Source organism: Thiobacillus sp., from assembly GCF_024708915.1.
Genome location: NZ_JANJXQ010000129.1, coordinates 1 through 7,352, shown reverse-complemented (window position 1 = coordinate 7,352; position 7,352 = coordinate 1). Strand labels below are relative to the sequence as shown.

The following is a 7,352-nucleotide window of genomic DNA, read 5'->3' as shown; positions in this document are numbered from 1 at the left end:
CCCCGCTGCGATCTGGCAGATCACCACGCGCGGCGAGTTCTATTCCGCCTACACGCCCTACCAGGCCGAAGCCTCGCAGGGCACGCTGCAGCTGATCTACGAATACCAGACCATGATGACCCGGCTGACCGGGCTCGACGTGTCGAATGCGTCGCTCTACGACGGCGCCTCGGCGCTGGCCGAAGCGGTGCTGATGGCGGTCAGATCGCACAAGACCTCGCGCCGCGTGCTGATACCGAAGACGGTGCATCCGATCTACCGCCGGGTGGTCGACACCACGGTGAAGAACCAGGGCATCGAACTGGTCGAGCTCGACTACGATCCGGCAACCGGAAAAACCGTGCTGCCGGCCGACCCCGGCAGTTTTGCCGGACTGGCGATCCCGCAGCCCAACTTCTTCGGCGTGCTGGAGGGCGTGCACGCCATGACCGACTGGGCGCACGCCAAGGGTGCGCTGGCGATTGCGCTGGTCAATCCGACCACGCTGGCGGTGCTGGAAGCCCCCGGCAAATGGGGAACGAAAGGCGCCGACATCGCGGTGGGCGAGGGCCAGCCGCTGGGCGCGCCGATGGCCTCGGGCGGGCCGTACTTCGGCTTCATGTGCTGCCGCCAGGACTTCGTGCGGCAGATGCCCGGGCGCATCGTCGGGCGCACCGTCGACCTCGACGGCAAGCCGGGCTTTTCCCTGACCTTGCAGGCACGCGAGCAGCACATCCGCCGCTCCAAGGCGACCTCCAATATCTGCACCAACCAGGGCCTGGTGGTCACCGCGGCGACGCAATACATGGCGCTGCTGGGACCGCAGGGACTGGCGAGGGTCGCTTCCGCCAGCCACGCCAACACCGTCGCGCTGGCCGGCAAACTGGCAGCGATTCCCGGCGTCACGCGTGCGTTCGCCAGCCCCTTCTTCCACGAAGTCGTGCTGAAGCTCAACGACAACGCGAAGGACGTGCTGCGCGCGCTGCGCGCGCAGGGCATCCTCGGCGGACTGGACATTTCCGGCTGGTATCCCGAACTCGGGCCGGCGATTCTGGTCTGCGCCACCGAAACCAAGACCGCCGCCGACCTCGACCACTATGTGCAACAAATGGAACGTATCCTGTCGAAGCGGCGCGAGGCACCGCCGTGCGCATACAAGAGCCAGCCGGAGTGAAGCATGAGTGATGTCACACGCGACAAGCCCTTCTGGGACATGGCCGACTCGTTCATCCAGCTGGCCAACACCCACCTGGACGAGGAAAAGCCGAGCCGGGTGAGCGCGAGCGCATTGTTCGCCGCGGCGCGCTTCAACGCCTTCGTCATCGCCGCGGCGACCGAGAGCAAGGCGCAGCTGATCGCGGAGAAGGAAACCGCGATCGCGTATTTCATGAGCCAGTACGAATCCATGCTGCGCGAGAACCTGGACGAGCACATGGCGCGCTACGACCAGCGGGACGTTAATTGACCCGCAATGCACCGGGCGCATGATCCGCCCGGCATTTGATTGATTCATTCAAGGAGAGCAAACATGGCAGTGACTCTAGGCGGCACCCCCATCGACGTCGCAGGCAATTTTCCCAAGGTTGGCGACACTGCGCCCGACTTCAAGCTGGTCAACAAGGATCTGGCCGACGTCTCGCTGGCCGACTTCGCTGGCAAGAAGAAAATCCTCAACATCGTGCCCAGTCTCGACACCCCGGTGTGCGCGACCTCGACCAGGAAATTCAACGACGCCGCGGTCGGCAACACCGTCGTGCTGATCATCGCCGCCGACCTGCCGTTCGCGATGAGCCGCTTCTGCGGCGCCGAGGGCACCAACAACGTGGTGACGCTGTCGACCATGCGCGGCGCCGAATTCATGAAGAACTACGGCGTCGCCATCGCCAGCGGCCCGCTCGCCGGCATCACCGCGCGCGCCGTGGTGGTGCTGGATGAAAACAACAAGGTGCTGCACGCCGAACTCGTTCCCGAGATCAAGCAGGAGCCGAACTACGAGGCTGCGCTGGCTGCTTTGAAGTGATTTTTTTCATCCGCGAAGGACGCGAAGAAGCGCGAAGAAGATCAAAGAACGCTTCTCGGGTTTGACTTCGCGTCCCTTCGCGTCCCTTCGCGGATAACAAGGTTTTAACCATGCTGATATTCGACCATTCCCGGCGCGGCCGCACCGCTGCCGCCCAGTTGCCTGCCGCCGGTGGCAGCCTCGACGACCTGCCCGCGAACCTGCGTCGCAAGGACGCCCCGGGCCTGCCGGAAGTCTCCGAACTCGACGTGGTGCGCCACTACACGCGGCTTTCGCAGAAAAATTTCTCGATCGACACGCAGTTCTATCCACTCGGTTCGTGCACCATGAAGTACAACCCGCGCGCCTGCAACTCGCTGGCGATGCTGCCGCAATTCCTGGCGCGCCATCCGGCGAGTCCGGACGAGACCGGCCAGGGCTTCCTCGCCAGCATGTTCGAGCTGCAGGAGATGCTGAAGGACGTCACCGGCATGGCCGGCGTGTCGATGGCGCCGATGGCGGGCGCGCACGGCGAATTCGCCGGGGTGGCGATGATCCGTGCCTACCACGACGCGCGCGGCGATACGGCGCGGCGCGAGATCATCGTGCCCGACGCGGCGCACGGCACCAACCCGGCCACCGCCACCATGTGCGGCTACACGGTCAAGGAAATCCCCACCGATGCCACCGGCAGCGTCGACCTCGCCGCCTTGCGTGCCGCGGTCGGACCGCACACCGCCGGGCTGATGCTGACCAACCCGTCGACCCTCGGCGTGTTCGAGAAGACCATCGCCGAGATCCAGAAAATCGTCCACGACGCCGGCGGCCTGCTCTATTACGACGGCGCCAACCTCAACGCCATCCTCGGCAAGGTGCGCCCGGGCGACATGGGTTTCGACGTCATCCACATGAATCTGCACAAGACCTTCTCCACCCCGCACGGCGGCGGCGGGCCGGGCGCGGGTCCGGTGGGGGTGGCGCAGCGCCTGCTGCCCTTCATGCCGATTCCGCTGGTGCTGAACGAGAACGGCTTCTACCGGCTGGCGACCGAGGCCGACCTGCCGCAGTCGATCGGCCGCATGAGCGCCAACATGGGCAACGCCGGCGTGCTGATGCGCGCCTATGTCTACGCGCGCCTGCTGGGCGGCGCGGGCATGCAGCGCGTCGCCGAATACGCCACCCTCAACGCCAATTACCTGATGGCGAAACTGCGCGAAGCCGGGTTCGAGCTTGCCTATCCCGAGCGCCGCGCCAGCCACGAATTCATCGTCACGCTGAAGAAGCTGAAGGACGCCACCGGCGTCACCGCGATGGATTTCGCCAAGCGCCTGCTCGACTACGGCTACCACGCGCCGACCACCTACTTCCCGCTGCTGGTGCCGGAATGCCTGCTGATCGAGCCGACCGAAACCGAAAGCCGCGAAACGCTGGACGGCTTCGTCGAAGCCATGAAAGCGATCAAGCACGAGGCCGAAACCACCGCCGAGCTGGTGAAGGGCGCGCCCTACAGCCTGCCGGTGCGGCGCCTGGACGACGTCAAGGCCGCGCGCGAACTCGATCTGGCCTACAAGCCGGCATGAGCGAGCCGGTCAGCCCGTTCAAGGGCAAGACCGGCCTGCAGCGCGTGTTGAACGCCGCAGGCTACTCGTGGGCAGGACTCGCCGCAGCCTTCAGGCACGAGGACGCGTTTCGTCAGGAAGCCTTACTGGCCTTGCTGCTGATTCCGCTCGCGCTGTATCTGGGGGAAACCGGCATCGAGCGTGCGCTGATGATCGGTGCGGTTCTGCTGGTGCTGATCGTCGAATTGCTGAATTCGGCGATCGAGGCGGCGGTCGACCGCATTTCCCTGGAACACCACCTGCTCATCAAGCGCGCCAAGGACATGGGCAGCGCGGCGGTGATGATCGCACTCGTCAACGTCGCGGCCGTGTGGACGCTGGTGCTCCTGAACTGATTCCAGATTGTGCATTGGGCATCATGCTTGGCGCATAGACTGGTTTTCTCCCTCCCCCGCCTGCGGGGGGGCTATTGGACAATCCGGGCTGATTCCAGAACCGGGGATCGCGCCTATTTCGTGAACCGCCCTAAAGTTGGCGTGTTCTTGTCCGGAATAGGGGGAACACTTTCTTTCTTCGGTCGCGTGAAACTCAAATCTGCCTGCCTCCTGCTGGGCCTGTGCCATGCCGGTTCCGCTGCGGCCATCGGGCTGGGCGAAATCAGCGTACGCTCATTCCTCGGGCAGCCCCTGCACGCCACCGTTCCCCTCCTCGACGTCCCGGCGGCCGCAGCCGCAGACTGCTTCAGCCTCGACGCCAGCGTGGGCGGCATCGCACCGCCGCCGCGCGCGCAACTGAGCATCGAGCAGTCCGGCGGGCAGGCCGTGCTGCACATACGCACCCGCCAGGCAATCAACGATCCCATTGCGCAGTTTGTTCTGGTTTCCGACTGCGAAGCCCGTTTGCAGCGCGATTATGTCGTTTTGCTCGACCCGCCCGCGGCGGTCGCCTCCCCCCTCGGCCACGATGCGGCGGCCATGACGGCCGCGGCCGTCGCAGCGCCGCCTGCCGCGGCCCCGGCGCCACGCCCCGCGCGCGCGCAACGCCGGGTTCAGCGCGCCCCCGCTGTCGCCGCACGGCCGCCTGCCGACGCCGCGCGCCAGCCTGCGCCGCCGCACACGCAGGCGGCAGCGGCGGCCGCCGCGCCGCGTCTGGTGCTGTCGGGAAAGCGCGAGGTTCCCCGCGCGACGGACACCGCCGCGCCGCGGCAGGCCGGCGCCGGGGCGCCGGATCAGGCGCACGCCCATTCCGCAAAACTGGACGCCGCCGAACTGTCGGACGAAAACACGGCGCTGACCCGCAAACTTGCGCACCTGGAAGCGCAGCTGGCCGCGCTGCAGCAGCGCCATGCCGAACTCGAGGCCCGCCGCGCCGCTGCCCCCGCCACGGCCGCGCCGCCGCCTCCCGAATACCCCGCGCAATGGCCGCTGTATCTGCTCGCGATCGGGCTGCTCGGCAGCGGCGGCGCGCTGGCCGCCTGGCGGCTCCGCCGTCCCCGCCGTCAGGACGCGCCTGCCGACGACGCCACCTGGATGCGCCCGGACACGGGCGCGCCGAAAACGCTGTCCGAGATGACGCTGACGCCCGCGGCCAGGCCGGAGCCCGCGCCCCAACGGATGCAGGAAATCGCGCCGCCCCCGCTTGCCGAGGGAACCGAGGTCAAGGAAGACATCCTCGACCAGGCCGAGGTATTCATGGCGCACGGCCATGGCGAGCTCGCGATTCATCTGTTGCAGGAACACCTGCGCGCGGCGCCGGGCGAATCCCCGGTGCCGTGGCTGCTGCTGCTCGACCTGCTGCACCGTGACGGCGACACCGCAGGCTATACCGCCGCCAGCGCCGAATGCCGCCGTTATTTCAACATCAACCTGACGGGGCATCCGGTTTCCCAGGACAACGAACAGGGCCAGGGCCTGGAAGCCTACCCGCATCTGCTGGAGCAGATGGTGAAGGTATGGAGCACGCCGGATATAGGCGCATTTTTCCACGACCTGATCTACGACAATCGTGGCGGCACGCGGGTCGGCTTCGAACCCGGCGCCTACCGCGACATCCTGTTGCTGCGCGAGATTTCCCAGCAGCGGCTGGCCCTCGCCGCCTGAGCCGCGCGCTTCACCAAACCGTCACCCCCGCTTCATCTGCCTGTCGCACGCCGGGCGCATGCTGCGCGCCATGGATGCAGCCGAATTCACCTGCCAGACACTGCCGTCGCTGCGCCCGCAGCTGCGCATTGCGGTGGTGACCGAAACCTACCCGCCCGAAGTCAACGGCGTGGCGATGACGCTGGGCCGGCTGGTCGACGGCCTGCAGGTGCGCAACCACCAGATCCAGCTGATCCGGCCCCGCCAGCACGCCAGCGAACAGCCGCACCCCAGTGCCACGCTCACCGAACATTTGCAGCGCGGCATCGCGCTGCCGCGTTACGAAGGCCTGAAAATGGGGCTGCCCGCCAAGGCCGCGCTGACCCGGTTATGGACGAAACAGCGGCCGGATGTGGTGCAGATCGCCACCGAAGGCCCGCTCGGCTGGTCGGCGCTGGCCGCCGCCAGCAAATTGCGGCTGCCGGTCTCAAGCGACTTCCACACCAACTTCCACAGCTACAGCCGCCACTACGGCTTCGGGCTGCTGCGCCCTGCCATCGTCGCCTACCTGCGCAAATTCCATAACAAGGCCGCCGTCACCCTGGTGCCGACCGAGGCCATCCGCCGCGAACTGATGGCGTCGGGCTATGAAAACATCGAGGTCATCGGGCGCGGGGTGGACACCAGACTGTTTCACCCCGGCCGCCGCGACCCGGTCTTGCGCGCGCACTGGGGCCTGGCGGACGACGAAACCGCGGTGCTTTACGTGGGGCGCCTGGCTGCCGAAAAGAATCTGCCGCTGCTGTTCCGCGCCTTCGACGGCATGCGCCAGGCGCATCCCGCAGTGCGTCTGGTGCTGGTGGGCGACGGTCCGGAGCGGGCGCTCTGGCAGGCCAAACGCCCCGACGCCATTTTTTGCGGCACCCGGATCGGCGAGGCACTGGCCGCGCATTACGCATCGGGCGATGTGTTCCTGTTTCCCAGCCTGACCGAGACCTGGGGCAACGTGACGATCGAGGCGATGGCATCCGGCCTTGCGGTGGTGGCCTACGACTGCGCCGCCGCCGAGGAAGTCATCCGCCACGGCGAAAACGGCCTCAAGGCGCCGCCCGAAGACGCGGACGCATTCGTTGCCCAGGCCGTGTCGCTGACCCCGGCCGCTGCGCTGCAGCGCCGCCTGGGTGCGGCGGCCGCCGCGCGCGCCGCGCAATTGTCGTGGGACGCCATCGTCGACGGCTTCGAGCGGGTGCTGCTGCGCCTCGCCCAGCCCCAGCCCGCAGCCGACACCCCGCCGGGCTGGCCATCCGCCGCCCCCACCCCTTAGGGCGTGTTAACGCTAATTTCACGCCCTAGTCAGGAGCCCGCCATGCAGCGCCGTCTGAGTCTGGTTGCCCATCATGGCCTGAATCGGCTGGCTGCCCGCGAACATGCGTGGCTGGAACGCCTCAACGGCGTGCGCCTGCCGGACTGGGAAGTCGGCCTCATGCGGCTCGCCAGCCGCCTCGGCGACGGCGTGTTCTGGTACGGGCTGATGCTGGCGCTGCTCGTCCGGCATGGCGGGGACGCGCTGCCGGCCGTGCTGCACATGATCGTTGCCGGCCTCGCCGGCACGCTGCTCTACAAATGGCTGAAAGGCGCCACCGAACGCCCGCGGCCGTATCAGGCCTGCCCGTCGATCTGCTGCCTGAGCGCGCCGCTCGACCGTTTCAGCTTTCCTTCCGGCCACACCCTGCACGC

At 67.3% G+C, this 7,352-nt stretch carries 8 protein-coding genes; all 8 read left to right on the top strand.

Annotation, left to right across the window (positions count from 1 at the left end):
• Positions 1-1,153, top strand: a 1,153-nt coding sequence (gene gcvPA, locus Q0L94_RS09370) for an aminomethyl-transferring glycine dehydrogenase subunit GcvPA (protein ID WP_296752781.1), incomplete at its 5' end; no start/stop codon positions are given.
• Between the two features lie 3 nt (positions 1,154-1,156).
• Positions 1,157-1,444: a DUF3144 domain-containing protein gene (locus tag Q0L94_RS09365; RefSeq protein ID WP_296752779.1), complete on the top strand. Its 288-nt coding sequence runs from the start codon at positions 1,157-1,159 to the stop codon at positions 1,442-1,444.
• A 63-nt stretch (positions 1,445-1,507) separates the two neighbouring features.
• On the top strand, positions 1,508-1,999 hold the full coding sequence (tpx, locus tag Q0L94_RS09360) for a thiol peroxidase (RefSeq protein WP_296752777.1): 492 nt from the start codon (positions 1,508-1,510) through the stop codon (positions 1,997-1,999).
• 110 nt (positions 2,000-2,109) lie between these two features.
• Positions 2,110-3,558, top strand: a complete 1,449-nt coding sequence (gene gcvPB, locus Q0L94_RS09355) for an aminomethyl-transferring glycine dehydrogenase subunit GcvPB (protein ID WP_296752775.1) — start codon at positions 2,110-2,112, stop codon at positions 3,556-3,558.
• Positions 3,555-3,932 carry a diacylglycerol kinase gene (locus Q0L94_RS09350; RefSeq protein WP_296752774.1) on the top strand — a complete coding sequence of 126 codons (378 nt, stop codon included), beginning with the start codon at positions 3,555-3,557 and terminating at the stop codon, positions 3,930-3,932. The genes gcvPB and Q0L94_RS09350 overlap by 4 nt, the downstream gene beginning before the upstream one ends.
• A gap of 186 nt (positions 3,933-4,118) precedes the next feature.
• Entirely contained in the window at positions 4,119-5,636 is a 1,518-nt protein-coding gene (locus Q0L94_RS09345; protein WP_296752772.1) for a hypothetical protein, read from the top strand.
• A 58-nt stretch (positions 5,637-5,694) separates the two neighbouring features.
• Positions 5,695-6,939, top strand: a complete 1,245-nt coding sequence (locus tag Q0L94_RS09340; RefSeq protein WP_296752770.1) for a glycosyltransferase family 1 protein — start codon at positions 5,695-5,697, stop codon at positions 6,937-6,939.
• 42 nt (positions 6,940-6,981) lie between these two features.
• Positions 6,982-7,352, top strand: a 371-nt coding sequence (locus Q0L94_RS09335; RefSeq protein WP_296752768.1) for a phosphatase PAP2 family protein, incomplete at its 3' end; no start/stop codon positions are given.